This window comes from Pseudomonas sp. GW822-FHT02D10 (assembly GCF_058802345.1).
Genome location: NZ_JBXAOB010000020.1, coordinates 1 through 26,128, shown reverse-complemented (window position 1 = coordinate 26,128; position 26,128 = coordinate 1). Strand labels below are relative to the sequence as shown.

Sequence of the window (26,128 nt, the reverse complement as noted above, 5' to 3'; positions counted from 1 at the left end):
TCGTTTATTGCGATTTTCGTTTAATTCGAATAACCTTCCTGAATCGCCTATCCAGAACACCGGAAATCATCATGTCTACCGTCACTCATCCACCGATCAATCTACCTATGGAACGTGAGGTACAGGCCGCCATCGAAGGTCAGCGTACCTTGGCAGGCTATCTCGCCACGCAGTTCGACACTCAGCGGATTCAGATTTTCGATGAGCAGAATGAAGCACACAGCGTCGAACTTCCCACTTCGGCCCTGCGGTTGCTTGTCGATATCCTGGCGGAGCTGGCAGCGGGCAATGCGGTCAAAGTAGTGCCGGTTCATGCTGAACTCACCACGCAGGAAGCCGCCGACCTACTGAATGTCTCACGTCCGCACCTAATCAAACTGCTGGAATCCGGGGAACTGTCCTACCACAAAACCGGCAAGCACCGGCGTGTACGTTTTGCCGAATTGATGGACTATAAAAGCAAGCGCGATGCAGCCAGTGAACAAGCAATGGCATTACTCGCAGAACAGGCACAGGCGTTGAGGTTCGGATACGAGTGAGGCATTCCTCTTTTACTGTTGTATACGACGCTTGTGTTCTTTACCCCGCACCCTTACGCGACTTTCTGATGTGGCTCGCACTTTCCGGACGGTTTCGAGCGAGATGGACGCTGGAGATACACAACGAATGGAAAAGGAATCTTCTGAAAAACCGTCCTGATCTGATGCCAGAACAATTGGATCGCACATCCGACCTGATGAATCGGGCCATACCCGACGCCTGCGTAACCGGTTATGAAAACCTCATCGAAGGACTTTCGCTGCCAGATGTTAATGACCGTCATGTCCTGGCTGCCGCCATACGCTGTAATGCCAGCGTCATCGTGACCTTCAATCAAAAAGACTTCCCGACCAGAAAGCTCGACCCCTTTGGCATCGAAGCCCAGCACCCCGACGAATTTATCGATAACCTTTTCGACCTGGATCCTGCGGCGGTTATTGCGTCAGCCCAACGGCAGCGCCAGCAACTGAAACTGCCCCCCATGAATGTCGATACCTACCTGGATCTTCTGCTACGCCAAGGCCTGGTACAGTCGGTAAAGGCGCTAACCGAATACCGAGCCATTCTTTAACCCTCACTGCTAGAAGCACCTACAAAAACGGCGACCCTGAGGTCGCCGTTATCGTTACTGTCCGAACTGCCTTCCCAGCCCGGATGGAACGCCATGAATATCCGTCTCTTCCCACGGTCCATTCGGGCTGATGCTGCGGCTCCAGCCGTTGTTCCAGCGGTAGTAGGTGCGCTGGCGGTAGAAGGTGTCGGTCTGGTCGTCGAGGACGTAGACGCCGAGCTTCGCATCCCAGTGGCTGTTGCCACCCGGTGGTGGAGCGAAGCTTGCGGAAGTGCGTGGCTGTGGTTTGGCGGGCTTGTTTGGGGTCACCGGCTGACCAGGAGCGGTCGTCGGCCTCGGTTTGCTGCCCGGATACGATGGCTGGATTGGCGGCAAGGGGCCTTCATGTGAAGGCGGCTGGACCGCGCATGCGCTTAACCCCAAAACAAGACCGAGCAGGGTGATACGAGCAATCGCGGTCATAGCGGTTTTCCTGATTATTTGTCTGGGCTGTCGATAGTCAATTGTTGCGGCGCGGTGGTGCTGCTGGCCAAAGGCTCGCTGCGACCGACCCACTCGCCGGCAGTCGGTTGGCCAGCACGGGAAACGCGCGCGACCAGTTGGACTTCAGGAAAGTTAGACAGTTTCAATTGCGGCATCATTGCGTCGGCATCACCCAGTTCGACGGTCGCCGGCAGGTCGGAAACGGTCAGGCGTTTGGCCGCCAACGGAGCCGGAGGACCCGAGGTAGCGCGAGCGAAGATGAACACGCTGTCACCCGGCTGTACCTTGGCTTTCACGTTCGCCGCCAGATCGACCGTCACTTTCAACAATGCCGAAGGCTTGGCCGCTACAACTGGCGCCTTGGCGACAGTACCGCCGCTCGCTTGCAATTTTTCGGTCGCCCGTGCAATGCCGCCTTGCAGCGCGCTGCGCGAGTTATCTTCCGGCGGCAGTTGCGCCAGCAAACGACTCCAGTAGTCGATGGCCTCTTGATAACGCTCGCCTTCGAAAGCCGCGATGCCCAACAATCCAAGGCTGGTGACTTCTTTAGGATCGGCTTTAAGCGCTTCGTCGGTCAGCGCCTGGACCTTGTCCGACCACTTTTTGTTGTCGGCAAAGTACTGCGCCTGGGCCCATTGGCCGAGCAATTCAGGCTGACGGCCAGCCAGCGCCACGGTGCGCTCGAAGATCTTCGCCGCATCGCCAGGTCGGTCCTGAGCCATGTAAGTACGACCAAGGAAATACAGGCCTTCAGCGGAGTCCGGTTGAGCCGCAACAGCGCGTTCAAGACGACGGGTCATCTCTTCCATCGATTGCGGTGCCTGGGCGAATTCGCGGGTCAGCTCGACTTTGTCACTGGCGCCGAAATGCAAGTACAACCCCAGGCCCAACACCGGCACCAGGATCGCTGCCAGCAGCGGCAAGGGCTTGCCCAGACGAGAAACCCGACCAGTGTCGGCACCTTCTGTATCGGCCAGCAGCTCACGAGCCGCTTCGTCACGACCAGCGCTCATTTGCGTCGAATCGAGTACGCCTTCGGCCTGCTGAGCCTGCAACTCAGCCACGCGTTCTTGGTAAAGCGCCACGTTCAGCGCGGTACGATCCTCTTCACGCTGGGCGCGACGGCCACGCAGAACCGGGATCAACAGAAAACTCAGGGCAACCAGTAGAAGCAGACCTGCAGCGAGCCAGAAATCAATCATTCTTGGTTTTTATCCAACAGTTGGTCGAGGCGCTTGCGCTCATCAAAAGAAAGCGTGTCCGGGCCTGCCGTGCGCTCGGCGCGACGACGACGGATGATCACGGCGATCACCAGCACGCCACCCAGCAACAATCCCGCCGGGCCAAACCACAGCAACGCGGTCTTGCTGGTCAGGGCTGGCTTGTAGCGCACGAAATCGCCATAGCGGTCGACCATGAAGTCGATGATCTGCTGGTTATCCTTGCCCTCGCCGAGCATGCGGAAAATCTCTTTGCGCAGGTCGGCAGCGATCGGTGCATTGGAATCGGCAATGTCCTGATTCTGGCACTTTGGGCAACGCAGCTCTTTGGTCAGTTCGTGAAAACGCTCGCGCTCGGCGTCATTGGCGAACACGTAAGTGTCGATGGCCGCGTGAGCGACGCCGGCGATACTCAAGCCGAGTACAGCGGCAGCAATCCAGCGCTTCATGGCTTGCCCTCATCGACCAGCGCCTGATACTTGGCCGCCAGTTTTTCGCGCCAGACCACTTCGTCGATCACCCCGACGTATTTGTCGCGAATGATGCCTTTGGCGTCGATGAAGAAGGTTTCCGGAGCGCCGTAAACGCCGAGATTCAGCCCCAGGGAGCCCGCCTCGTCACGGATATTCAGCAGGTACGGGTTGTGAAACTCGACCAGCCACTTCAAGGCATCGGTATTGACGTCCTTGTAGTTGACGCCGTAGATCAACACACCCTGCTGGGCCAGCTTGTTCAACACCGGGTGTTCGACCCGACAGGAGATGCACCAGGTGCCCCAAACGTTGACCAGTGCCGGTTTGCCCAGCAGATCAGCACGGGTCAATGCCTTGTCGCCTTGCACGGCCGGCAGGGAAAACTCGGGGAACGGCTTGCCGATCATCGCCGAGGGTAACTCGGCCGGGTCCAGATAGAGCCCCCGGTAAAGAAACACCGCCACCACCAGAAACAGCGCCAGTGGCAACACCATTAACCAACGTCTCATGCAGTGGCTCCCGTCATGCCCAGCGCTTCACGCACGCGGCTTTTCACCTTGACCCGATATCGACGATCGAGCGCCGCCAGCAGCCCACCGAAACCTGTCAGCAAGCCGCCGAACCAGATCCAGCGCACGAACGGTTTCACATGCACGCGCACTGCCCAGGCGCCATTGTCCAGCGGCTCACCGAGGGCAACGTACAGGTCACGGGTGAAACCGGCGTCGATGCCGGCTTCGGTCATCATCGAGTTCTGCACGGTATACAAACGCTTTTCCGGGTGCAGCACCGCGACTTCCTTGCCGCTACGGATCACCCGAATGGTGCCCTTATCGGAGGTGAAGTTCGGTCCTTCGACGTGCTTGGCGCCTTCGAAAATGAAGTGATAACCGGCCAGGTCCATGGATTCACCCGGTGCCAGACGCAGATCGAGCTCGGCACTGTTCTGGCTCGAAAGCACCACGCCCAGGGCGCACACGGCGATACCCAGGTGTGCGACCTGCATGCCCCAATAGCTGCGGGTCAGGGTTGGCAGGCCTTTGATCAGGCCTTTGTTGCGCGTCTTGTCGAAAATGTCACGCACGCCAGCCAGCAACACCCACGCGGCGAGCATGAAGGTCGCCAGCACGGCCCAGTTGAAGTCGCCATAGGCGATCCCGGCCACGACCGCCAAAGCGGCACTGCCGAGCAACACCGGGGTCAGCATGCTTACCAGCCATTTCACCGGGGTGTCTTTCCAGCGCACCAGCACACCGACTGCCATCACCACCATCAGCAACGCCATCAACGGAGCGAACAACGCGTTGAAGTACGGTGGGCCGACCGAGAGCTTGGCGCCGCTCAGAGCGTCGAGCACCAGCGGATACAAGGTGCCGAGCAGAATCATCGAAGCCGCGACCACCAGTACCAGGTTGTTGCCCAGCAGCAGGGTTTCACGCGACCACAGGTTGAAGCCGACGTGGCTCTTGACCACCGGGGCGCGCAGGGCGAACAGCGTCAGCGAACCGCCGACCACGAACAACAGGAAGATCAGGATGAACACGCCGCGCGCGGGGTCCGAGGCAAACGCGTGCACCGAGGTCAGCACACCGGAACGTACCAGGAAGGTTCCCAGCAGGCTCAGCGAGAACGCAGCAATGGCCAGCAACACGGTCCAGCTTTTGAACACACCGCGCTTTTCAGTCACGGCCAACGAGTGAATCAGCGCCGTACCGACCAGCCAAGGCATGAACGAGGCGTTTTCCACCGGGTCCCAAAACCACCAGCCGCCCCAACCGAGTTCGTAGTAGGCCCACCAGGAGCCAAGGGTGATGCCGATACCGAGGAACGCCCAGGCGACGATGGTCCAAGGTCGCGACCAACGCGCCCAGGCCGCATCCAGACGTCCACCGAGCAAGGCTGCGATAGCGAAGGCAAAGGCCACCGAGAAACCGACGTAACCCATGTAGAGCATCGGCGGGTGCACGATCAGACCGATGTCTTGCAGCAACGGGTTGAGGTCATGACCATCCGTGGGAATCTGCGGCAGAATCCGTGCGAACGGGTTCGACGTAAGGATCAGGAACAGCAGGAAACCGCTGCTGATCATGCCCATCACCGCCAGCACGCGGGCCAGCATGACCTGCGGCAACTGCCGGGAAAAGATTGACACGGCAAAGGTCCAGCCGCCGAGAATCAGCGCCCAGAGCAACAACGAGCCTTCGTGGGCACCCCACACCGCGCTGAACTTGTAGTACCACGGCAAGGCGCTGTTGGAGTTGTTGGCGACATAACCCACCGAAAAGTCATCGGTCATGAAGGCGTAGGTCAGGCAGCCGAAGGCGAACACCAGAAAGGTAAACTGCCCCCAGGCCGCGGGCTGGGCCAGGCCCATCCACATGCGGTCACCGCGCCAGGCACCGAGCAACGGCACGGTGGCCTGAACGATGGCAAAGCACAGGGCGAGAATCATCGCCAGATGGCCCAACTCGGGAATGAAGATGCCTGAGGTCATGGGTCAACCCTCCTTCGCGGGTGTGGGGGCGGTTTGACCACTGTCTTTCAGGGCCTTGGTCACTTCTGGCGGCATGTACTTCTCGTCGTGCTTGGCCAGTACTTCGTCAGCCACCACTACGCCATCCGCGTTGATTTTGCCCAGAGCAACGATGCCCTGCCCTTCGCGGAACAGGTCCGGGAGGATGCCACGGTAGGTGATGGTCACGGATTTGTTGAAGTCGGTAACGATGAATTTAACGTCCAGCGAATCGCCGGAACGTTGCAGCGAGCCCTTCTCGACCATGCCGCCAGCACGGATGCGTGTGTCTTGCGGGGCTTCGCCATTGGCGATCTGGGTCGGGGTGTAAAACAGATTGATGTTCTGCTGCAGGGCACTCAAGGCCAGGCCAACGGCAGCGCCGACCCCGACCAGGATCGCGAAAATGATGACAAGACGTTTTTTACGCAGCGGATTCACTTGCTGTTCTCCCGGCGCAGACGACGCGCCTCTTGTTGCAGATAACGCTTGCGGGCCAGGATCGGCGCAGCCACGTTGAGGGCCAGTACCGCCAGACAAATGCCATAAGCCGACCAGACATAAAGACCGTGATGGCCCATGGCGAGGAAGTCGCCGAATGAAGCAAAACTCATTACGCGGCCTCCAGGCTGTTTTGCACTTCGGCTTTTACCCAGCTGGAACGGGCTTCGCGCTTGAGCACTTCAAGGCGCATGCGCAGCAACAGCACGGCGCCGAAGAAACAGTAGAACCCCAGCACCGTCAGCAGCAACGGCAGCCACATCTCGGCGGGCATTGCCGGTTTTTCGGTGAGGCTGAAGGTCGCGCCCTGGTGCAGGGTGTTCCACCACTCCACCGAGTACTTGATGATCGGGATGTTGATCACGCCGACAATCGCCAGCACCGCGCAAGCCTTGGCCGCGCTGTCACGATTGCTGATGGCATTGCCCAGCGCAATAAGACCGAAGTACAGAAACAGCAAAATCAGCATCGACGTCAGGCGTGCATCCCAGACCCACCACGAGCCCCAGGTCGGTTTGCCCCAGATCGCCCCGGTAATCAGCGCCACGGCGGTCATCCAGGCACCAATCGGCGCTGCGCATTGCAGGGCGACGTCGGCCAGTTTCATCTTCCATACCAGCCCGACGATGCCGCAGACCGCCAGCATTACGTAGCAGGACTGCGCCAACATGGCGGCCGGCACGTGAATGTAGATGATCCGAAAGCTGTTGCCTTGCTGGTAGTCCGGCGGCGCGAAGGCCAGGCCCCAGACCACCCCGACGCCGATCAGCAGCAACGCCGCGACGCTCAGCCAGGGCAGCAGTTTGCCGCTGATGCCGTAAAACCATTTGGGCGAGCCGAGCTTATGAAACCAGGTCCAGTTCATTACTGTTTCCATCACGGTTGCTTTGCGTTGTCACGCAAAGTCAAGGTCTGCCTTTCTTAAAAAAAAGCGGTCAAAAAATAACCAGACCTCATTATTATTCGCCGACACTGATCTTCAGGCCAGCGGCTATTGCAAAGGGTGTCAGGGTTATCGCCAGGGCGGTCAGGCTACCAAGCCACAGCAAATAACCGGTTGCCGGCATGCCCTGCAAGGCAGCCTGCAGGGCGCCACTGCCGAGAATCAACACCGGGATGTACAGCGGCAGAATCAACAAGGCCAGCAGCAAACCGCCGCGCTTCAAACCGACCGTCAGCGCCGCGCCCACCGCACCGAGCAAACTTAGTACCGGTGTACCGAGCAACAGCGACAAGAGCAAAACCGGCAGACAGGCGGCAGGTAAACCGAGCATCAACGCCAATAACGGGGCAAGCAACACCAGTGCCAAGCCGGAAAACGCCCAGTGTGCCAGTACCTTTGCCAAAACCAGAAGAGGCAGGGGGTGCGACGAAAGGACCCACTGTTCAAGGGATCCGTCCTCGAAATCACTACGGAAGAGCCCGTCCAGCGAGAGCAAAACCGATAAAAGGGCGGCGACCCAGACCAGTCCCGGTGACAAGGTTTGCAACAATTGTGTCTCAGGTCCGACCGCCAATGGGAACAATGCGACAACAATGGCGAAGAATACGAGGGGGTTGGCAAGCTCGGCAGGACGACGACACAGCAAACGCGCCTCGCGGGCGACCAACAGTGCGAAAACACTCATACAGCCCACTGCCCCAAATCGATGTCGCGGTAACCGGCCGGCATCCGGGTCAACGTGTGGTGAGTGGTCAACACTACCATGCCGCCTTGCTCGCAGTGCGCGGCCAGGTGTTCTTCCAGTTGTGCAACACCTTGTTTGTCCAGCGCGGTGAACGGCTCGTCGAGAATCCACAGCGCCGGGCTGTCCAGATACAAGCGGGCCAGGGCCACGCGGCGTTGCTGACCGGCGGACAGGGTGTGACAAGGAACATCTTCGAAACCACGCAGTCCTACCGCTGCCAGCGCCTGCCAGATCGCCTCATGGGTGGCGGGCCGATGCAACGCGCAGAGCCAGCGGAGGTTCTCTTCGGGGGTCAGCAGGTCCTTGATGCCGGCGGCGTGACCAATCCACAACAGGTTGTGGGCCAGCTCCGGCCGTTGGGTGTTCAGAGGCTGGCCGTTGAGCAGCACCTGACCACTTGTGGGCTGCATCAAACCGGCGAGCAGGCGCAGCAGGCTGGTCTTGCCGCTGCCGTTGGGGCCGCTGATCTGTAACATGTCACCGCTGCCCAGACGCAATTCGAGGTTTTCGAAGAGCATCCGCCAGTCTCGCTCACAGGCGAGCGCTACGGCTTCTAGTAGAGGGATGGTCAAGAGATCACGGGCCTTTACGGTTCAAGTCGGCAATGGAGCGGCCGTTAAAGTGATGCAGCATAGATGCATTGACGGCCTGTTCTAGAGAGCTGCGTCAAACATTTGCGATGTTTTTGACACGCCTCTCGGAGACGGGCGGCATTATACATGTCATGTCCTACTCTCAAGAGGGCAATTTCGACAGGGTGTGACCTGATGACCGGCGACATGAACATCCTTCCACTGCCCCCTACTACGCCGGCCGCCTCACGCCCGCTCGTGGTCAGTGGTGAGTTGCTCAAGCTGCAGACCCCGGTGGAAGGTTTGATCGCCGCCGGGCAAAGCGCCAGTGCGCAAGTGCTGTCGCTCAAACAGAACGACCAGACTTTCCAGCTGCTGCTCAAGGTCACTCTCGACAGCGGCCGCCAAACCACGGTGCAAGTCACCAGCAACCAGCCGTTACCTCAGGGCACCAGCCTGTTGGTCAGCCAGCCTTCCGCTGGCAGCCTGGCAATCACCGTGCAACAGGCCATCGCCGCAAACATCGCCACGCTCACCCGCCTCGACACCTCACAATTGCCGGTCGGCACCTTGCTGCAAGGTAAAGTGCTGACCACTCAGCTGATGCCGCAAACACCGGGGCAGCCAGCGGTCTATCGCTCGCTGGTGAGTTTGCTTAATACCGCATTAAGCGGCAGCACCTTGAGCATCGACAGCCCGCAGCCTTTGCGCATCGGCAGCCTGCTCAGCGCCTTGGTCCAGGGTGCGCAAAGCCTGAGTTTCGTGCCACTGGCCGGTCGTCAGGAGCAATTGGCAGTGACCCAGCAGTTGCTGGCTCAACAAAGTCGCCAAGGTTCTTTGAGCGGACTGATCGACGCCCTGCAAAACCTGCCAGACTCCGACACCACGTCCGACGACCTGCGTGCTGCCGTCGACAAACTGCTCGCCGGCCTGCCGGATGCTCAGCAGCTGAGTACGCCCAAAGGCCTGGCTCAGGCGCTGGCCAACAGTGGATTGTTTCTGGAAAGTAAACTGCTCGCCGGACAGAACCCTGCCCTGACGCCGGACCTGAAAGGCAATTTGCTGCGATTGATCGCACAATTGGCTCCCGGCCTGCCGGCCAATATCAGCTTCAATGCGGTCATCGCCGCCAACACCCTGGCTCAGGCGCTGCCAAGCTTTGTCCGCAGCGCCCTCGGCACCCTCGGCCAGGTCAGCGCCAAACCGCAGCCAAGCGGCTTCCCCCTGCCCTCGCGGTTGCTGCAAAGCCTGGAGGGTGAAGGTGATCTGGAACACTTGCTGCGCCTGGCTGCGGCGGCCGTTTCGCGCCTGCAAAGCCATCAACTGTCGAGCCTGGAACAGACCGGCATGACCGAGGATGGCAAGCTGCAAACCACCTGGCAGCTGGAAATCCCCATGCGTAACCTGCAAGACATCGTGCCGTTGCAGGTCAAGTTTCAACGCGAGGACACACCGGAAAAGCAACAGCACGAGAAATCCGTCGAGCGCGAGCCGAAACAACGGCTCTGGCGGGTCGAGTTGGCGTTCGACATGGAACCACTCGGGCCGCTGCAAATCCAGGCACAGCTTGCTCAGGGCAAACTTTCCAGCCAGCTCTGGGCCGAACGGCCTTACACCGCCAGCCTGATCGAAAGCAACCTGGAAGGGCTGCGCGCGCAGCTGCTGGCATCGGGTCTGAATGTTGGCGATCTGAATTGCCACCTCGGCACACCGCCCCAAGGCAATCAAACCCGCCTCGAACAACGCTGGGTCGACGAAACCGCATGAACAACCACACTCCACCGCGCCAGGCCATCGCCCTCAAGTACGACGGCCAACATGCCCCAACGCTCACCGCCAAAGGCGATGACGAACTGGCCGAAGCCATTCTGAAAATTGCCCGCGACTATGAAGTGCCGATTTATGAGAACGCCGAGCTGGTGAAGTTGCTGGCGAGGATGGAACTGGGGGACAGCATCCCTGAAGAGCTGTACCGCACGATTGCCGAGATCATTGCGTTTGCGTGGAAACTGAAGGGCAAGTTTCCGGAAGGGTACGGTTCAGGGGCAGCGATGGCGGAAAGAGATGTGACGGATCGCGGGGATGATTATTGAGGTTTCGAGGACGCCATCGCGAGCAAGCTCGCTCCCACAATGGATCATCTAAACCCTGTGGGAGCGGGCTTGTTCCGGGCGGCGATCCGACGATAGCGATCTCAGCCCAATCGCAAAAATCAGTTCTTGTGCAACTTGCTCATCAACTCGGCCTCTGCCTGGGTCAGGCCGCAGGACTGGGTCAATTCGTCGACGCTGGCGCCCATCCCCACCAGGCGTGCGGCCTGGGCGAATGACAGGCTCGACGGGTCGCGCTGTTCGAGCTGGGCCAGCTTGTCTGGCAAGGGTCGGACCACGGCACGCAGTTCATGCAGGTCTTCGCCCATGCGCACGCTACCGTTCTGATAATCGTCGACGCGCTTGGCCAGCTCCTTGATGCGCTGATCACGCAGCGCATCGCCCTTGACTTGCAGCACCGCCAGCTCGCGCTGCTTGCGGGTGTAAGCCAGGAACATCGCCAGGGTCCCTACCCACAGGAGCCCCAGTACAATGACAGCAACCTCGAGAATCAATCAGATACTCTCCAGTTCCGACCACTCTTCTTCGCTCATCATCTTGTCCAGCTCGACCAGGATCAGCAATTCATTGTTCTTGTTGCACACGCCCTGGATGAACTTGGCCGATTCTTCGTTACCGACGTTAGGCGCGGTTTCGATCTCGGACTGACGCAGGTAAACCACTTCAGCCACGCTGTCGACCATGATCCCGACCACTTGCTTGTCGGCTTCGATAATGACGATACGGGTATTGTCGCTGACTTCGACAGTGCCCAGGCCAAAGCGCTGACGGGTATCGATCACGGTCACCACGTTGCCGCGCAGGTTGATGATGCCCAGCACGTAGCTTGGCGCACCCGGAACCGGAGCGATTTCGGTGTAACGCAGGACTTCCTGAACGCGCATCACGTTGATGCCGTAGGTTTCATTGTCCAGCTTGAAGGTTACCCATTGCAGGATCGGATCTTCGGAACCCTTTGCAGACGACGCCTTATCATTCATACCCTGACCCCTCGAAAAACCGCCTCTGGCGGTGTGTGTTCTGTCCGGCCGCACCGTGTATGCGGCCAGTTACTTGTTATGCAGGTTTGTGGGCCGGCTTGCTGCCCATGTGTTTGGCACCACCGCTGGCGATCAACTCTGCCAGCTCCGAGACATCCAGCAACGCACACATGTGCTCAATCACCGTGCCGGCCAGCCATGGCCGTTGCCCCCGGTGACTGCGCCATTTGATTTCGTTCGGGTCCAGGCGCAACGAGCGGCTGACCTGATGCACCGCCAGCCCCCACTCATAACCCTGAACCGAGATTACGTATTGCAGCCCCTGGCGGAAGTCATCGCGATAGCGATCGGGCATGACCCAGCGCGCGGTATCCAGCACCTTCAGGTTGCCCGCCTGACTCGGCAGAATCCCCAGGAACCATTCCGGCTGACCGAACAACGGTGTCAGCTCATGACCGGCCAACGGGTAAATCGACCCCAGACACACCAACGGCACAGCGAGGGTCAAACCGGCAACGTCGAACAGCAGGCATTCGAACGGTTCGGCGGCCCAACTCGGCCGGTCATCGCTGACCACCGGCGGTGGCGGGTTGCTCGGCGGCAGGTGGACTTCGACTACCGGCGGCACCAGCGCTTGCAGTAACGGCGCAATTGATGAGACCGGCGCCAGAATCGGTGCAGGCGCTTCCAGTACCGGCACCACAATGGGCGCCTTGGCAACCGGCGCGACAACGGCAGGCGCAGCCACCGGTTTTTGCGCATCGCGAGCCTGTTCTTCAAGCACCGCGGCCTGAAATTCGTCCAGCGCGCCTTGAGCCTCGATGGCTTCGACAACCTCGACGACTTCGACGACCTCGGGTAATACGTCGACCTCTGACGGCCACTCCTCAGTCGCGTCTTGCAACAACGCATCCAGATAGGACTGCAACGCCAGTTGCGGGCGCGAAGTGATCTTCACCGGCCGATTCATTGGCACGCTACCCTGGCAGAAAGAAGCCCCACCTCAAGCCACCTGCGGAACAAGTTGTTGGGCCAGCAAGTGTTTGAGCAACGCACGATAAGCCAGTACTCCACGGCTCTTGCCGTCGAACTGCGAAGGTGTCAGGCCGGCACGACTGGCATCACGCAGTCGGGTATCGACCGGGATGTAGCCTTGCCAGATTTCTTCCGGGTACATGTCGCGCAGCACCCGCAAGGTTCCCAGCGAGGCCTGGGTGCGACGATCGAACAAGGTCGGCACGATGCTGAACGGCAACGCTTGTTTACGCGAACGGTTGATCATCGCCAAGGTGTTGACCATGCGCTCCAGACCTTTCACCGCCAGGTGCTCGGTCTGCACCGGGATCACCAACTGCTGGCTGGCCGCCAAGGCATTGACCATCAACACACCGAGCAACGGTGGACTGTCGATCAACGCGTAATCGAAGTCCTGCCACAACTGCGCCAGGCTCTTGGCGATCACCAGGCCCAGGCCACTCTGCCCCGGCGACTGGCGTTCGAGGGTGGCCAGAGCGGTGCTCGACGGCAATAGGGAAATACGTTCGTCGCTGGTCGGTAGCAGCAGTTGCCCGGGCAGGCCTTGCGGCACGCTGCCCTTGTGCAGGAACAGGTCGTAACTGCTGTGTTCCAGGCTGTCGGGGTCATAACCGAAGTAGCTGGTCATGGAGCCATGCGGGTCGAGATCGACCACAACCACGCGCTTGCCCGCCTCGGCCAGCAAACCGGCTAAAGCGATGGAGGAAGTGGTTTTACCGACACCACCCTTTTGATTGGCGACTGCCCAGACTCTCATTCAGATTGTTCCTCCCGGTCGAATCGATACAACCGAGAAATAGCCCAACGTTATAAGCCGGGTGACGGAGAATTGACGGCACTCTCGCGTCCCGGCGACTTAACGTGCGTCGGTGCAGTTTGTGTGCCAGCACGCTTCAACGCGGCGTCCGGTTTTGCATTGGCGGTTCCGGTACCGGTCAGGCTGCGGCGTACATCGAGATTGCGCGACACCACCAGCACCACTCGCCGGTTACGTGCACGTCCTTCGACGGTCGCGTTATTGGCCACCGGCTGAAACTCGCCGTAACCCACCGAAGCCAAGCGGCCGGGGTTGACGCCCTGCATGGCCAGCATGCGCACGATGCTCGCCGATCGGGCCGAGGACAGCTCCCAGTTGGTCGGGTACTGCGCAGTGCGGATCGGTTGATCGTCGGTGAAGCCTTCAACGTGAATCGGGTTGTCGAACGGTTTCAGAATCGCCGCGACCTTGTCGATGATGTTGAACGCGATATCGCTGGGCATGGCATCACCGCTGCCGAACAGCAGGCTGGAGTTGAGTTCGATCTCGACCCACAATTCATTGCCGCGGACGGTCATCTGATTGGAGCTGATCAAATCGCCAAACGCCGCACTGATGTCGTCGGCAATGCTCTTGAGCGGATCCTTGCTGGCCTGGGCGATGCCGGCGTCGATCTGCTCGCTGTCCTTGACCAGCGGTTTGGCCGGGGTGACCGTCTTCGGACGCTCGTCGCCGATGGGGATCGGTTTGAGGGCGCGATCAGAGTTGGTAAAAACCCCGACCAGCGCTTCGGAAATTTCCTTGTACTTGCCTTCGTTGATCGAAGAAATGGAGTACATCACCACGAAAAAGGCGAACAGCAACGTGATGAAGTCCGCGTAGGACACCAGCCAGCGTTCATGGTTGACGTGTTCATCATGCTGACGGCGGCGTGCCATGGGTAATCCCTTAGTCCTAGTCCATGAAGCCCTGAAGCTTCAACTCGATGGAGCGAGGGTTTTCACCTTCGGCGATCGACAGAATGCCTTCGAGCAACATTTCACGATAACGCGACTGCCGCAACGCAATGGATTTGAGCTTGCTGGCAATCGGCAGCAGCACCAGGTTGGCGCTGGCCACACCGTAGATGGTCGCAACGAACGCCACGGCAATACCGCTGCCCAGTTGCGACGGATCGCCGAGGTTGCCCATGACGTGGATCAGGCCCATGACCGCACCGATGATACCGATGGTCGGCGCGTAGCCGCCCATGCTTTCAAAGACTTTGGCGGCTTCGATGTCACGGCTTTCCTGGGTGTAGAAATCCACTTCCAGAATGCTGCGAATCGACTCGGGCTCGGCGCCATCGACCAGCAGTTGCAAGCCTTTGCGCGAGTAGCTATCGGGTTCGGCATCCGCCACCCCTTCAAGCCCGAGCAAGCCTTCCTTGCGCGCGGTGAGGCTCCAGTTGACCACACGGTCGACGCCACCGGCCAGGTCGACACGCGGTGGAAACAGAATCCAGCCGAGAGTCTGTATGGCGCGCTTGAAGGCACTCATCGGCGACTGCAACAACGCAGCGCCGATGGTCCCGCCGAGCACGATCAACGCTGCCGGGCCATTGGCCAAGGCGCCAAGATGACCACCTTCCAGGTAGTTGCCGCCAATAATGGCGACGAACGCCATGATGATCCCGATAAGGCTTAAAACATCCATCAGATGCACGCCTCGGCCAGGTGCCTGCCGATATCGTCAAGGCCGTAAATCGCGTCTGCCAGATCGGCTTTGACGATTGCCATCGGCATGCCATAGATCACGCAACTGGCTTCATCCTGAGCCCAGACCGCACTGCCGCCCTGCTTGAGCAGACGTGCACCTTCACGACCGTCGGCGCCCATGCCAGTGAGGACCACTGCCAGAACTTTGTCGCCGTAGGACTTGGCCGCCGAACCGAAGGTGATGTCCACGCAGGGTTTGTAGTTCAGACGCTCGTCGCCCGGGAGGATTTTCACCACGCCACGACCGTCGATCATCATTTGCTTGCCACCCGGCGCCAGCAAGGCCAGGCCTGGACGCAGGATGTCACCGTCCTCGGCTTCCTTGACGCTGATCTGGCAAAGCTTGTCCAGACGCTCGGCAAAGGCTTTGGTGAACGCCGCCGGCATGTGCTGGATCAACACGATCGGCGCCGGGAAGTTTGCCGGCAGCTGTGTCAGCACCCGCTGCAACGCCACCGGACCACCGGTTGAAGTACCAATGGCAACCAGTTTGTAGGCTTTGCGTTTCGGTGCCGGCGATGATGTGCTGGCCGCTGGCGCACGCGCAGGAATCGGTGCCGGTACCGGACGCGCAGGCACAGCTGCACTGCTGCCGAAACTCGAAGGTGTCGGTGTCGGGGTGGGTGCGGCCGCTGGAGCCGGTGCGCTGTAGGCGCTGAAACGACGGTTACTGCGCGAGATACTGTGAACCTTCTCGCACAGCAGTTGCTTGACCTTCTCGGGGTTGCGCGAGATGTCTTCGAAATTCTTCGGCAGGAAGTCCACCGCGCCAGCGTCCAGCGCATCGAGAGTGACCCGAGCACCTTCGTGTGTCAGCGAGGAGAACATCAACACCGGGGTCGGACAGCGCTGCATGATGTGCCGCACCGCTGTGATGCCATCCATCATCGGCATCTCGTAGTCCATGGTGATCACGTCTGGCTTGAGGGCCAGGGCCTGATCGATCGCCTCTTTACCGTTAGTCGCCGTACCGACGACCTGGATACTCGGATCCGCTGAAAGAATTTCCGAGACGCGGCGGCGGAAAAAACCGGAATCATCCACCACCAGGACTTTGACTGCCATAAACACTCCGTTAGACGGAGCGAGGCTCAGTCGCCCCGCTCCACCAGAATCAAATACGCCGTGCGGCGTAACGCTTGAGCATGCTCGGAACATCGAGAATCAAGGCGATGCGGCCGTCACCGGTAATGGTGGCGCCGGACATGCCCGGAGTTCCCTGGAGCATTTTGCCCAATGGCTTGATGACCACTTCCTCCTGGCCCACCAGTTGATCGACGACGAAGCCGATCCGCTGAGTACCCACCGAAAGAATCACCACATGGCCTTCACGCTGCTCTTCGTGAGCGGCGGAGCTGACCAGCCAGCGTTTGAGGTAGAACAGTGGCAAGGCCTTGTCCCGCACGATCACCACTTCCTGACCGTCGACCACGTTGGTGCGCGACAGGTCGAGGTGGAAGATCTCGTTGACGTTGACCAGCGGGAAGGCGAAGGCCTGATTGCCGAGCATGACCATCAGCGTCGGCATGATTGCCAGGGTCAACGGGACCTTGATGACGATCTTCGAGCCTTGGCCCTTGGTTGAGTAGATATTGATCGAACCGTTGAGCTGGGAAATCTTGGTTTTCACCACGTCCATGCCCACGCCACGCCCGGACACGTCGGAGATCTCGGTCTTGGTCGAGAACCCTGGCGCAAAAATCAGGTTGTAGCATTCGGTTTCGCTCAGACGATCGGCGGCATCCTTGTCCATCACGCCGCGTTTTACCGCGATGGCGCGCAGGACATTCGGGTCCATGCCTTTACCGTCATCGGAGATCGACAGCAGGATGTGATCGCCTTCCTGCTCGGCCGCCAGGATGACTTTGCCGCCGCGGGCCTTGCCCGACGCTTCGCGCTCTTCCGGCGACTCGATACCGTGGTCGACTGCGTTGCGCACCAAGTGGACCAGTGGGTCGGCCAGGGCCTCGACGAGGTTCTTGTCGAGGTCGGTTTCTTCGCCGACCAGCTCCAGGTTGATCTCTTTCTTCAACTGGCGCGCGAGGTCGCGAACCAGTCGCGGGAAGCGCCCGAAGACTTTCTTGATCGGCTGCATCCGGGTCTTCATCACCGCGGTCTGCAAGTCGGCCGTCACCACGTCGAGGTTCGACACGGCCTTGGACATGGCTTCGTCGCCGCTGTTGAGTCCCAGACGAACCAGACGGTTACGGACCAGCACCAGCTCGCCGACCATGTTCATGATTTCGTCGAGACGCGCGGTATCCACACGGACGGTGGTCTCGGCTTCACTGGCCGGTTTTTCAGGCGGTGGTGAAGCCGGTGCGCGGGCTGGAGCCGGTGCAGCAACGGCAGCAGGCTTCGGCGCTTCAGCCTTTGGCTCGGGCGCTTTGGCGACAGGCTTGGGTGCCGCGGCCTTGGCGACTGGCGCCGCCACCGAAGCAGCAGAACCTGTGCCGACCTCAGTGAACTTGCCTTTGCCATGCAACTCATCGAGCAGCGCTTCGAATTCGTGATCGGAGATCAGATCGCTGCCAACGGCTGCGGCCACAGGTGCCGCAGGCGCTGGAACGGAAGCAATCGCCGATTCCAGAGCATCAACGGCGAAGTTGCCTTTGCCATGCAACTGATCGAGCAATGCTTCGAATTCGTCGTCGGTAATGTCAGAGCTGTCGCCTGCCGCTTTCGGGGCAGCCGGTGCGGTTGGCGCTGCCACCGCATCGACAGCGAACTGGCCTTTGCCGTGCAGCTGATCGAGCAATGACTCGAACTCGGCATCGGTAATTTCATCACTGCCGGCAGCCGCTCCAGGTGCCTGGACAACGGGCGCCCCGGCTTCGGCTTGCGCCTTGACCGCGTTCAGCGAGTCGAGCAGCAGTTCGAATTCATTGTCTGTGATGTCGCCCGATTCGCTTTCAGCGGCAGGTGTTTCGACCACTTCAGCAACCGGTTGCGCCTCATCGGCCGTTTGAGGCTCGGCCAAACGGGCCAGCGCCGCCAGCAGTTCCGGTGTCGCCGCAGTGACAGGAACACGCTCACGGACTTCGCTGAACATACTGTTCACCGCATCCAGCGCTTCGAGAACCACGTCCATCAGTTCCGAGTCGACGCGACGCTCACCCTTGCGCAGGATGTCGAACACGTTCTCGGCGATGTGACAGCACTCCACCAGCTCGTTGAGCTGGAGGAAGCCGGCGCCCCCTTTTACAGTGTGAAAACCGCGAAAAATTGCATTGAGCAGATCCGCATCATCGGGTCGGCTTTCCAGCTCGACCAGTTGCTCGGACAGTTGCTCTAGAATCTCGCCGGCCTCAACCAGGAAATCCTGAAGGATCTCTTCATCGGCGCCGAAGCTCATGTGTATGGGTGCTCCTAGAATCCAAGGCTGGAAAGCAAATCGTCTACATCGTCCTGACCGGACACAACGTCTTCTCGTTTATCGGCATGAATCTGCGGACCTTCACCCTGCGAGAGATGTTTTTGCGGATCTTTTTCAGCCAGCATCGCTTCATGGTCATGTTCGATGCCCGCAAAGCGGTCGACCTGACTGGCCATGAGCACGAGCTTGAGCAGGTTGCTTTCGACTTCGGTGACCAATTGGGTCACGCGCTTGATCACCTGACCGGTTAGATCCTGGTAATCCTGAGCCAGCAGAATATCGTTGAGGTTGCCCGAGACGACGCGAGTGTCCTCCGCGCTACGCGTCAGGAAACCGTCGACACGCCGGGCCAGTTCGCGGAACTCTTCGGCACCGACTTCGCGGCGCATGAAACGCCCCCAGTCCGCGCTCAAAGCCTGGGCATCAGTGCTCAGACCATTGACCAGCGGAGTGCTGTTCTCGACCAGGTCCATGGTGCGATTCGCAGCCGCCTCGGTCAGTTTGACCACATAGGACAGGCGCTCGGTGGCATCCGTGATCTGTGAGACTTCCTCGGCTTGCGGCATGTGCGGGTCAATCTGAAAATTGACGATCGCGCTATGCAGTTCGCGAGTGAGCTTGCCCACTTCCTGGTACAGGCCGCGGTCACGGGTCTGATTGAGCTCATGGATCAATTGCACAGCGTCGCCGAACCTGCCCTTTTCAAGGCTTTCGACCAGTTCCTGGGCATGTTTTTTCAGGGTCGACTCGAAATCGCCCTGTGAAGATTCTCTTTGCTCCATAGCTCCCCCCGTGGCGCAGTGGCTCCGCACATCAACCGATGCGTTCGAATATTTTTTCGATTTTTTCTTTCAACGCCTGGGCCGTGAAGGGTTTGACCACATAGCCGTTTACACCGGCTTGAGCGGCTTCGATGATCTGCTCGCGTTTGGCTTCGGCAGTGACCATCAGCACCGGAAGATGCTTGAGCTTTTCATCGGCGCGCACATGGCGCAGCAGATCGATACCGGTCATGCCCGGCATGTTCCAGTCCGTTACCAGAAAGTCGATGCTCCCGCTGTTGAGGACGGGAATGGCGGTAATACCGTCGTCCGCCTCGACCGTGTTGGTGAACCCAAGGTCACGCAACAGGTTTTTTATGATCCGCCGCATCGTTGAGAAGTCATCAACGATGAGGATTTTCATGTTCTTGTCCAATTCGACCTCCAAGCAGTCTTAAACGCGTTCAGCACCTGAACACGCCATTCAATCAATCAGGTAGAGCACTCAACGACTGTCTGGAGCACAACGGATGAAGACCGGCACAGCTACGCCATACCTGTTTCGTTCGCAGTGTCCCCACACTGCTGTCAGCGCGCTCGCCACTCCCCCAAACGCCCCCGCAAACGGGCCGCGCACTGGCTGTGTAACTGGCTGACCCGCGATTCACTGACCCCCAGGACCTCACCGATTTCCTTGAGGTTCAGCTCTTCGTCGTAGTACAGCGCCAACACCAGTCGCTCACGCTCCGGCAAATTGGCAATCGCGTCCGCCAGTGCAGCCTGGAAACGTTCATCTTCCAGGTCGCGCGACGGTTCGAGATGAGCACTCGCGCCATCCTCGTGCAGCCCTTCATGCTCGCCGTCCTGCAACAGATCGTCGAAGCTGAACAGGCGACTGCCCAAGGTGTCGTTCAAAATCCCGTAATAATCGTCGAGACTCAATTGGAGTTCGGCCGCAACCTCGTGATCTTTAGCGTCGCGCCCGGTTTTAGCTTCAATTGAGCGAATCGCATCACTCACCATCCGGGTATTGCGGTGGACCGAGCGTGGCGCCCAGTCACCCTTGCGGACTTCATCGAGCATCGCACCACGGATGCGGATCCCCGCATACGTCTCAAAACTCGCGCCTTTGCTCGCGTCGTATTTGGTCGACACTTCGAGCAAACCGATCATGCCGGCCTGGATCAGGTCTTCGACTTGAACACTGGCCGGCAAGCGCGCCAACAGGTGATAGGCAATACGTTTTACCAGTGGCGCGTAACGCTCGATCAGTTCGTACTGCGCGTCACGCGCCGACTTCTTGTACAGGTTGTAACCGCTGGCTGTCATAGAACCGGACCCGCAGTTTGCTGCACCAGACGCTCGACGAAAAACTCCAGATGCCCACGCGGGTTGGCAGGCAGTGGCCAGGTATCGACCTTCTGCGCGATGGCCTTGAACGCCAGCGCACATTTGGAACGAGGAAAGGCTTCATACACGGCGCGTTGCTTCTGCACGGCCTTGCGCACGCATTCGTCGTAAGGCACCGCACCGACGTATTGTAAGGCGACGTCGAGGAAGCGATCCGTGACCTTGGTCAACTTGGCGAACAGGTTTCGCCCTTCCTGAGGGCTTTGCGCCATGTTGGCCAGCACCCGGAAGCGGTTCATGCCGTAATCGCGGTTGAGCAGTTTGATCAGCGCATAGGCGTCAGTGATCGACGTCGGCTCGTCGCACACCACCAGCAACACTTCCTGGGCGGCGCGAACAAAACTGACGACCGATTCACCAATACCCGCCGCCGTGTCGATCACCAATACGTCGAGATTATCGCCAATGTCGCTGAACGCCTGAATCAGGCCAGCATGCTGGGCTGGGCTGAGGTGAACCATGCTCTGGGTACCGGACGCTGCTGGAACAATACGAATTCCGCCCGGCCCCTGAAGTAATACATCGCGCAGCTCACAGCGCCCTTCGATGACGTCGGCCAGCGTACGCTTGGGCGTGAGCCCCAGCAGGACGTCGACGTTCGCCAGCCCCAGATCGGCGTCCAGCAGCATGACGCGCCGGCCGAGCTCAGCAAGAGCCAGGGACAAGTTTACTGACACATTAGTCTTCCCGACGCCACCCTTGCCGCCGGTCACCGCGATCACCTGTACGGGATGCATGCTGCCCATGTTCGTTCTTTACCTTGTCTTGCTTAGACGCGGGCTACATGACTGGCTGCGCGTTCACTTCGGAACAATGCATGGCAGGCCATCGATGTAGATACAAATCTATTCATTATTACCTCAGCCGACGCGCTTGGTCGGGCTGTGGTAGAGGTCAGCGAACATATCAGCCATGGCTTCTTCGCTGGGTTCTTCCTGCATCTGCACGCTAACGGCGCGACTGACCAACTGATGCCGGCGCGGTAAATGTAGATCATCCGGAATCCGTGGCCCGTCGGTCAGATAAGCGACAGGTAATTCGTGACTGATTGCCAGGCTCAACACTTCGCCCAGGCTCGCCGTTTCATCCAGTTTAGTCAGGATGCAGCCTGCCAGCCCGCAACGCTTGTAGCTGTGATAAGCGGCGGTCAGCACCTGTTTCTGGCTGGTAGTGGCCAGCACCAGATAATTCTTCGACTTGATCCCGCGACCGGCCAGGCTTTCCAGTTGCATGCGCAACGCCGGATCACTGGCCTGCAGACCGGCGGTGTCGATCAACACCACACGCTTGCGCAGCAGCGGATCAAGGGCTTGCGCCAGGGATTGGCCCGGGTCGACGTGAGTCACCGGGACATTGAGGATACGCCCCAGGGTCTTCAGTTGTTCCTGAGCACCAATGCGGTAGCTGTCCATGCTCACCAGCGCGATGTTCTGCGCGCCGTACTTGAGCACATAACGCGCGGCCAGCTTGGCCAGCGTCGTGGTTTTGCCCATGCCGGCAGGGCCGACCATGGCAATCACGCCACCCTCTTCCAGCGGTTCGATCTCGGGGGTGGCGATCATCCGCGCCAGGTGCGCCAACAGCATGCGCCAGGCCTGACGAGGCTCTTCAATTTCAGTAATCAGCTCCAGCAGATCGCGCGACAGCGGGCCGGACAGGCCGATGCGTTGCAGGCGACGCCAGAGGTTGGCTTGCTGCGGGCGACTACCTTGCAACTGGTTCCAGGCCAGCGAGCCCAATTGCACTTCCAGCAATTCACGCAGCCCATTGAGCTCGAAACGCATCGAGTCGAACGCTCGCGGGTCTACCCCGGCGGACGGTGCAGGCGCTGGAGCAGGACGCGGCCGCTCAGCGAAGGTCGGCTCGATCAAAGGTTCAGCTGCGGTCAGCGGCAGGCCGGCGAACAGCTGGCGATTGGTGGCGGCGCTCGCGTCACCCTCACCGTCGCCACGCAGGCTCAATTCGGCCTGAGCCGTGACGATCCGCGACTGGGTCTTGCGCAGTTCGTCTTCGAGCTCGATATTCGGCACACGTGGAGCCAGCGCCGACAGCTTGTAATCCAGGGCAGCCGTCAGCTCGACACCACCGGCGATCCGGCGATTTCCGATAATGGCGGCATCAGCGCCCAGCTCATCGCGAACCAGTTTCATGGCCTGACGCATATCGGCGGCGAAAAAACGCTTAACTTGCATAAACCACTACCTCAGCCGTTGGGCCCTACTGTCGCAACGATGGTCACTTGCTTGTTGTCAGGAATTTCCTGATACGCCAACACATGCAACCCCGGGACTGCCAGACGTCCGAACCGCGAGAGCATCGCGCGTACCGGACCCGCTACCAGCAGAATCACCGGATGACCTTGCATTTCCTGACGCTGCGCGGCTTCGATCAACGAGCGTTGCAGCTTCTCTGCCATGCTTGGCTCCAGCAAAACGCCCTCTTCCGAGCCTTGTCCTGCCTTCTGAAGACTATTGAGCAATATTTGTTCCAACCTTGGTTCCAAGGTGATCACAGGCAGCTCGGACTCAGTGCCTACAATGCTTTGGACGATAGCGCGCGATACACCAACCCGCACGGCGGCCACCAGAGCGGCAGTATCTTGACTCTTGGAGGCATTGTTCGCGATGGCTTCGGCGATGCTGCGAATATCGCGAACCGGAACCTGTTCGGCTAACAAGGCTTGCAGTACTTTGAGCAGTTGCGACAGCGAAACAACGCCCGGCACCAGCTCCTCGGCCAGTTTTGGCGAGCTCTTGGCCAGCAACTGCATGAGCTGCTGAACTTCTTCGTGGCCGATCAACTCGCTGGAGTGCTTGTACAGAATCTGATTGAGGTGAGTCGCCACCACCGTGCTGGCGTCGACCACGGTGTACCCCAGAGACTGCGCCTGCGGACGCTGACTGATTTCGATCCAGACCGCCTCCAGCCCAAAGGCCGGATCTTTGGCGGTGATGCCATTGAGCGTGCCGTAGACCTGCCCCGGGTTGATCGCCAGCTCGCGATCCGGATAAATCTCCGCTTCGGCGAGGATCACCCCCATCAGGGTCAGGCGGTAGGCGCTCGGTGCCAGGTCGAGGTTGTCACGGATGTGCACGGTCGGCATCAGGAAGCCCAGATCCTGGGAAAGCTTCTTGCGCACGCCCTTGATCCGCGCCAGCAACTGACCACCCTGGTTGCGATCCACCAGCGGAATCAGCCGGTAACCGACTTCCAGGCCGATCATGTCGATCGGGGTCACGTCGTCCCAGCCCAGCTCTTTGGTTTCCATGGCCCGTGCCGGCGACGGCAGCAGCTCCTGCTGGCGCTTGACCTCTTCCAGAGCCTGAACCTTGACGATGTTCTGCTTCTTCCAGAACAGATACGCGGCACCCGCTGCCACGGCAGCCATGCTGAGAAAGGAGAAGTGCGGCATGCCTGGCACCAGGCCCATGACTGCCATCAAACCGGCCGCCACCGCCAACGCCTTGGGGGACGCGAACATCTGCCGATTGATCTGCTTGCCCATGTCTTCCGAACCGGAAGCACGGGTCACCATGATCGCCGCAGCGGTGGACAGCAGCAGTGATGGCAATTGCGCCACCAAACCGTCACCGATGGTCAGCAACGCGTAGACCTTGCCGGCATCGCCGAAGGTCATGCCGTGCTGGAAGATCCCGACCGCCATACCACCAATCAAGTTGATGAACAGAATCAGCAGGCCGGCGATGGCGTCACCGCGCACGAACTTGCTGGCACCGTCCATCGAACCGTAGAACTCAGCCTCCTGGGCCACTTCCATACGACGCAGCTTGGCTGCCGGCTGGTCGATCAGGCCGGCGTTCAAGTCGGCGTCGATAGCCATCTGCTTGCCTGGCATCGCATCAAGGGTGAAGCGCGCGCTGACCTCGGAAATCCGCCCGGCACCCTTGGTTACCACGACGAAGTTGATGATCATCAAAATCGCGAACACCACGATACCAACCACGTAGTTACCGCCGATCACCACCTCACCGAAAGCCTGAATCACCTTGCCGGCGGCGGCATGGCCGTCCTGACCGTGGAGCATCACCACCCGGGTCGAGGCCACGTTCAACGCCAGTCGCAACAACGTGGCGATCAGCAGAATGGTCGGAAAGACCGCGAAATCCAGCGGCCGCAAGGCGTAGACACAGACCAGCAGCACGACAATCGACAGCGCAATGTTGAAGGTGAAGAACACGTCGAGCAGGAACGGCGGAACCGGCAACATCATCATTGCCAGCATGACCAACAGCAACAGCGGCACACCCAGATTGCCTCGACTGAGGTCTGCCAGGTTGCTGCGGGCACTGTTGATTAACTGAGAGCGATCCACCGGTATTCCCCGTTCCTTGAAGCAAACTTTTGACGCCTGAAGCGGGCGCAGGCCGGCTATTGCAAGAAGCCTTCCAACTTTTGCGGGGACGGGTAATAGAGAAGTCAGTGATGGCGCGCAACCTGGAGCGGGCCTGCCCGCGAAGAGGCCGGAATATTCAACGCCCATCTTGAGAATGCAACCACAAACCTGCAAAACAGCGGGAAACGTCCGACAGGTTTTCAAGGTTGCCCCTCGGAAATCGCATCACTAGTCTTCGGTGGTCGCTGCCAAATCAGCGACCGGGCCTGGAAACCCGATGAGTAAACGAGGCCGCTCTAACCAGTAAACGAGAACCTCGCCGTGAACAAATCTTCGCACCTCCACGATTTAAAAACCGCCGGCCTCACCCCCTTCTCCATCCACAACGATCAAGCCCTGTTCCGCGTCAACAGTGGCGTCCCTCTGCTCACTGCCTTGTCCCACGTCTCCGACCTGCTCCACCTCTCCAAGATGCTGGCCAAAGATGCAGCGATGGAGCGCAAAACCGACCGCTATGCCTGGGCCTCCCACTACTTGCAGGAGATGAGCAAAGCCGTCATCGATGACGTAGTGAAAGTCATAGCCGTATCGAACAACCATCAACAGGCCAAGCGTTAACTCACCCACTGCGGATCGCTCCCTCGCTCCTGTGCGGGAACGATCACCACCACCCCACTCAACAGGCCGAGCGTTAGCTCGCCTGCAGCTCTTGATCTTGATCCACCCGCCCCTTCAGGAGGCTGAGTGGAGGCGTTCATCAGGGGGTAGGCGCGCAGCGCCGTTCGACGCAGTCGAACACATCGAGAGGAGGTCGAAGCGAAGCCGACCGGAGGCGATGCCCCCTGATGAATGCCGGAGCGAGGGTACGCCGAGCCTAGGCGAGGGGCCGTACGCTTGGGGCGAAGCCTTTTGGTTCCTTTTTGGCGTTTGAAAAAGGGACTCGCCGTAAGGGCCAGCCCTTTCAAGGTCTTCGTTTAAAATCCCCCAAAACTCCAGTCAAGGTGACTAAAGCGATGTGGGCAGAGGT

The 26,128-nt window shown here is 59.6% G+C and carries 29 protein-coding genes; 5 read left to right on the top strand and 24 right to left on the bottom strand.

Translation table 11 applies throughout. The features are described 5' to 3' along the window. Positions 1-71 precede the first annotated feature (71 nt). Both AC1RPZ_RS24320 and AC1RPZ_RS24315 read left to right on the top strand, forming a co-directional pair. Positions 72-539 carry a helix-turn-helix domain-containing protein gene (locus AC1RPZ_RS24320; RefSeq protein WP_493063665.1) on the top strand — a complete coding sequence of 156 codons (468 nt, stop codon included), beginning with the start codon at positions 72-74 and terminating at the stop codon, positions 537-539. After that, positions 536-1,111, top strand: a complete 576-nt coding sequence (locus AC1RPZ_RS24315; protein WP_493140045.1) for a PIN domain-containing protein — start codon at positions 536-538, stop codon at positions 1,109-1,111. The genes AC1RPZ_RS24320 and AC1RPZ_RS24315 overlap by 4 nt, the downstream gene beginning before the upstream one ends. Before the next feature lie 54 nt (positions 1,112-1,165). Here the strand turns inward: AC1RPZ_RS24315 and AC1RPZ_RS24310 are convergent, their stop codons facing one another. The 10 genes from AC1RPZ_RS24310 to ccmA form a co-directional block, all read right to left on the bottom strand. Further along, the gene (locus tag AC1RPZ_RS24310) at positions 1,166-1,573 is read right to left on the bottom strand and encodes a hypothetical protein (RefSeq protein ID WP_493140043.1); all 408 of its coding nucleotides are present in this window, start codon (positions 1,571-1,573) and stop codon (positions 1,166-1,168) included. A gap of 14 nt (positions 1,574-1,587) precedes the next feature. Continuing rightward, complete coding sequence (gene ccmI / locus AC1RPZ_RS24305) at positions 1,588-2,796, bottom strand: c-type cytochrome biogenesis protein CcmI (RefSeq protein WP_493140041.1); 1,209 nt, start codon at positions 2,794-2,796, stop codon at positions 1,588-1,590. Continuing rightward, entirely contained in the window at positions 2,793-3,263 is a 471-nt protein-coding gene (locus AC1RPZ_RS24300; RefSeq protein WP_493140039.1) for a cytochrome c-type biogenesis protein, read from the bottom strand. The genes ccmI and AC1RPZ_RS24300 overlap by 4 nt, the downstream gene beginning before the upstream one ends. Beyond that, positions 3,260-3,796, bottom strand: coding sequence for a DsbE family thiol:disulfide interchange protein (locus tag AC1RPZ_RS24295; protein WP_493140038.1), 537 nt, complete (start codon positions 3,794-3,796; stop codon positions 3,260-3,262). The genes AC1RPZ_RS24300 and AC1RPZ_RS24295 overlap by 4 nt, the downstream gene beginning before the upstream one ends. Continuing rightward, positions 3,793-5,781 (bottom strand): heme lyase CcmF/NrfE family subunit, encoded by a 1,989-nt coding sequence (locus AC1RPZ_RS24290; RefSeq protein ID WP_493140036.1) that lies wholly within the window; start codon positions 5,779-5,781, stop codon positions 3,793-3,795. Before AC1RPZ_RS24290 ends, AC1RPZ_RS24295 begins: the two co-directional genes overlap by 4 nt. A gap of 3 nt (positions 5,782-5,784) precedes the next feature. After that, positions 5,785-6,240 carry a cytochrome c maturation protein CcmE gene (gene ccmE, locus AC1RPZ_RS24285; RefSeq protein WP_493140034.1) on the bottom strand — a complete coding sequence of 152 codons (456 nt, stop codon included), beginning with the start codon at positions 6,238-6,240 and terminating at the stop codon, positions 5,785-5,787. Beyond that, positions 6,237-6,413, bottom strand: coding sequence for a heme exporter protein CcmD (ccmD, locus tag AC1RPZ_RS24280; RefSeq protein WP_019692354.1), 177 nt, complete (start codon positions 6,411-6,413; stop codon positions 6,237-6,239). Before ccmD ends, ccmE begins: the two co-directional genes overlap by 4 nt. Further along, the gene (locus tag AC1RPZ_RS24275; protein WP_493140032.1) at positions 6,413-7,165 is read right to left on the bottom strand and encodes a heme ABC transporter permease; all 753 of its coding nucleotides are present in this window, start codon (positions 7,163-7,165) and stop codon (positions 6,413-6,415) included. Before AC1RPZ_RS24275 ends, ccmD begins: the two co-directional genes overlap by 1 nt. Positions 7,166-7,259: 94 nt before the next feature. Beyond that, the gene (gene ccmB, locus AC1RPZ_RS24270; protein ID WP_262116711.1) at positions 7,260-7,928 is read right to left on the bottom strand and encodes a heme exporter protein CcmB; all 669 of its coding nucleotides are present in this window, start codon (positions 7,926-7,928) and stop codon (positions 7,260-7,262) included. Continuing rightward, positions 7,925-8,506 carry a cytochrome c biogenesis heme-transporting ATPase CcmA gene (gene ccmA, locus AC1RPZ_RS24265; RefSeq protein WP_493140030.1) on the bottom strand — a complete coding sequence of 194 codons (582 nt, stop codon included), beginning with the start codon at positions 8,504-8,506 and terminating at the stop codon, positions 7,925-7,927. Before ccmA ends, ccmB begins: the two co-directional genes overlap by 4 nt. A 249-nt stretch (positions 8,507-8,755) precedes the next feature. Here ccmA and fliK point away from each other — a divergent pair, with 249 nt between their 5' ends. Both fliK and AC1RPZ_RS24255 read left to right on the top strand, forming a co-directional pair. After that, complete coding sequence (gene fliK / locus AC1RPZ_RS24260; RefSeq protein ID WP_493140028.1) at positions 8,756-10,327, top strand: flagellar hook-length control protein FliK; 1,572 nt, start codon at positions 8,756-8,758, stop codon at positions 10,325-10,327. Further along, the gene (locus AC1RPZ_RS24255) at positions 10,324-10,653 is read left to right on the top strand and encodes an EscU/YscU/HrcU family type III secretion system export apparatus switch protein (RefSeq protein ID WP_493140027.1); all 330 of its coding nucleotides are present in this window, start codon (positions 10,324-10,326) and stop codon (positions 10,651-10,653) included. The genes fliK and AC1RPZ_RS24255 overlap by 4 nt, the downstream gene beginning before the upstream one ends. A gap of 119 nt (positions 10,654-10,772) precedes the next feature. On the opposite strand, the gene AC1RPZ_RS24250 is transcribed toward AC1RPZ_RS24255, so the two are convergent. From AC1RPZ_RS24250 to flhA, 14 genes are all read right to left on the bottom strand, one after another. Then, positions 10,773-11,165, bottom strand: coding sequence for a DUF2802 domain-containing protein (locus AC1RPZ_RS24250; RefSeq protein WP_493140025.1), 393 nt, complete (start codon positions 11,163-11,165; stop codon positions 10,773-10,775). Beyond that, positions 11,166-11,651 carry a chemotaxis protein CheW gene (locus AC1RPZ_RS24245; protein ID WP_019692361.1) on the bottom strand — a complete coding sequence of 162 codons (486 nt, stop codon included), beginning with the start codon at positions 11,649-11,651 and terminating at the stop codon, positions 11,166-11,168. Between the two features lie 76 nt (positions 11,652-11,727). Then, entirely contained in the window at positions 11,728-12,621 is an 894-nt protein-coding gene (locus tag AC1RPZ_RS24240; protein ID WP_493140024.1) for a CheW domain-containing protein, read from the bottom strand. A 33-nt stretch (positions 12,622-12,654) separates the two neighbouring features. Then, positions 12,655-13,443 carry a ParA family protein gene (locus AC1RPZ_RS24235; protein WP_054596306.1) on the bottom strand — a complete coding sequence of 263 codons (789 nt, stop codon included), beginning with the start codon at positions 13,441-13,443 and terminating at the stop codon, positions 12,655-12,657. 50 nt (positions 13,444-13,493) lie between these two features. Further along, positions 13,494-14,381, bottom strand: coding sequence for a flagellar motor protein MotD (motD, locus tag AC1RPZ_RS24230; protein WP_493140022.1), 888 nt, complete (start codon positions 14,379-14,381; stop codon positions 13,494-13,496). A gap of 16 nt (positions 14,382-14,397) precedes the next feature. Continuing rightward, positions 14,398-15,138 carry a flagellar motor protein gene (locus AC1RPZ_RS24225; protein ID WP_493140021.1) on the bottom strand — a complete coding sequence of 247 codons (741 nt, stop codon included), beginning with the start codon at positions 15,136-15,138 and terminating at the stop codon, positions 14,398-14,400. Beyond that, positions 15,138-16,265 (bottom strand): protein-glutamate methylesterase/protein-glutamine glutaminase, encoded by a 1,128-nt coding sequence (locus AC1RPZ_RS24220; RefSeq protein ID WP_493140019.1) that lies wholly within the window; start codon positions 16,263-16,265, stop codon positions 15,138-15,140. Before AC1RPZ_RS24220 ends, AC1RPZ_RS24225 begins: the two co-directional genes overlap by 1 nt. Positions 16,266-16,314: 49 nt before the next feature. Beyond that, positions 16,315-18,555 carry a chemotaxis protein CheA gene (locus tag AC1RPZ_RS24215; RefSeq protein ID WP_493140017.1) on the bottom strand — a complete coding sequence of 747 codons (2,241 nt, stop codon included), beginning with the start codon at positions 18,553-18,555 and terminating at the stop codon, positions 16,315-16,317. A 14-nt stretch (positions 18,556-18,569) separates the two neighbouring features. After that, positions 18,570-19,358, bottom strand: a complete 789-nt coding sequence (locus AC1RPZ_RS24210; protein ID WP_493140015.1) for a protein phosphatase CheZ — start codon at positions 19,356-19,358, stop codon at positions 18,570-18,572. Positions 19,359-19,389: 31 nt separating this feature from the next. After that, positions 19,390-19,761, bottom strand: coding sequence for a chemotaxis response regulator CheY (locus tag AC1RPZ_RS24205; RefSeq protein WP_008006721.1), 372 nt, complete (start codon positions 19,759-19,761; stop codon positions 19,390-19,392). 164 nt (positions 19,762-19,925) lie between these two features. Continuing rightward, positions 19,926-20,666 carry an RNA polymerase sigma factor FliA gene (gene fliA / locus AC1RPZ_RS24200; protein ID WP_007894214.1) on the bottom strand — a complete coding sequence of 247 codons (741 nt, stop codon included), beginning with the start codon at positions 20,664-20,666 and terminating at the stop codon, positions 19,926-19,928. Beyond that, positions 20,663-21,493 carry a flagellar synthesis regulator FleN gene (fleN, locus tag AC1RPZ_RS24195; RefSeq protein ID WP_019692370.1) on the bottom strand — a complete coding sequence of 277 codons (831 nt, stop codon included), beginning with the start codon at positions 21,491-21,493 and terminating at the stop codon, positions 20,663-20,665. Before fleN ends, fliA begins: the two co-directional genes overlap by 4 nt. Positions 21,494-21,607: 114 nt before the next feature. Beyond that, positions 21,608-22,939, bottom strand: a complete 1,332-nt coding sequence (gene flhF / locus AC1RPZ_RS24190; RefSeq protein WP_493140013.1) for a flagellar biosynthesis GTPase FlhF — start codon at positions 22,937-22,939, stop codon at positions 21,608-21,610. 11 nt (positions 22,940-22,950) lie between these two features. Continuing rightward, complete coding sequence (gene flhA / locus AC1RPZ_RS24185) at positions 22,951-25,080, bottom strand: flagellar biosynthesis protein FlhA (RefSeq protein WP_493140011.1); 2,130 nt, start codon at positions 25,078-25,080, stop codon at positions 22,951-22,953. Between the two features lie 342 nt (positions 25,081-25,422). On the opposite strand from flhA, the gene AC1RPZ_RS24180 reads away from it, so the two are divergent. After that, positions 25,423-25,719 (top strand): DUF3077 domain-containing protein, encoded by a 297-nt coding sequence (locus AC1RPZ_RS24180; RefSeq protein WP_493140009.1) that lies wholly within the window; start codon positions 25,423-25,425, stop codon positions 25,717-25,719. Positions 25,720-26,128: the final 409 nt, after the last annotated feature.